At 46.5% G+C, this 1130-nt stretch carries 2 protein-coding genes; both read right to left on the bottom strand.

Going from position 1 to position 1130, the window contains the following annotated elements:
* Window positions 1-422 (bottom strand): flagellin N-terminal helical domain-containing protein (locus tag H524_RS0112000; protein ID WP_027940356.1); only part of this gene is annotated, 422 nt, incomplete at its 3' end.
* A 237-nt stretch (window positions 423-659) separates the two neighbouring features.
* On the bottom strand, window positions 660-1130 hold a 471-nt coding region (locus tag H524_RS0111995), incomplete at its 5' end, for a flagellin (RefSeq protein ID WP_027940355.1).

Raw genomic sequence — 1130 nt, 5'->3', positions numbered from 1 at the left:
CCGCCGTCAAGAATTTGAGCGCCAGCGAAGGTTGACTTCTGAGCGATACGAGTGATCTCTTGGCTTAACGCATCAACTTCTTGCTGAAGGGCCTGACGATCTTTTTGGGTGTTGGTACCGTTAGCTGCCTGAACAGCGAGAACACGGATACGCTGCAGCATTGAGGTGGTCTCATCGAGGGCACCTTCAATGGTCTGACACAGGGCGATACCGTCGTTTGAGTTACGGTTACCTTGGTTGAGGCCGTTAATCTGGGCTGTCAGACGATCAGAGATCTGCAGACCAGCTGCGTCGTCCTTGGAGCTGTTGATACGAAGACCGCTTGAGAGTCTTTGATATGAAGTGTTCAGCGCAAGAGTGGAGTTGGCAAGCTTGCGCTGGGCGTTAATAGAGCTAACGTTGGTATTAACGTATAAGGCCATATTTATCGTCCTTGTTGTGTCCAGCGCTTGTATAAGCGCTTACCATTTACATCAAATGCGACTCTACAAAATCATGTCACAGTGACTTTTTAAGGTATTGGACTTTGTTGTAGAGCGTATCAATGCATTCTCAAGCAAACTAAGCAGTGTGTTTGAGAATGAACTGACGGCTCGTTGTGTATTGCAGCATGGCCTTTGAGGCTATGCCGCGTTTAAGTAGCTACTGCTACTTAGCTACTACTGACCTAAAAGCTGCAGCGCGATAGTTGGGCGCTGGTTAGCTTGGGTCAGAATGGTTTGAGATGCTTGCTGAATGATCTGATTAGAGGTTAGAGCAGCTGTCTCAGATGCAAAGTCGGTATCACGAATACGTGAGCGAGCATCAGATTCGTTCTCAGAAATAGAAGCCTGATTGCGGATAGTGCTTTCCATACGATTTTGGATTGCGCCTAGGGCCGCACGCTTAGAATCAACGAGTTCAATAAAGCTATCAATGAAATTTAGAGTCTTCTGAGCGATCGCAGGAGAGTTAACAAGCCATACGAGATCATTGCCAACTTTCATTAGGCCAGCTTTTGTTAACTTGTTTTTAGTAATGTCTTGACCGTCACTCATAGCTTTCATGTTATGAATGCCTGCTGCACTACAAATTGCAGACATAGTAAAACCACCGCACTCAAGTGTAATTTCGTCCTTGGCATTCGCGCC

This window comes from Anaerobiospirillum succiniciproducens DSM 6400 (assembly GCF_000482845.1).
In the GTDB taxonomy this organism is placed as follows: Bacteria; Pseudomonadota; Gammaproteobacteria; order Enterobacterales; family Succinivibrionaceae; genus Anaerobiospirillum; species Anaerobiospirillum succiniciproducens.
This window is presented reverse-complemented; position numbering and strand designations above follow the sequence as displayed.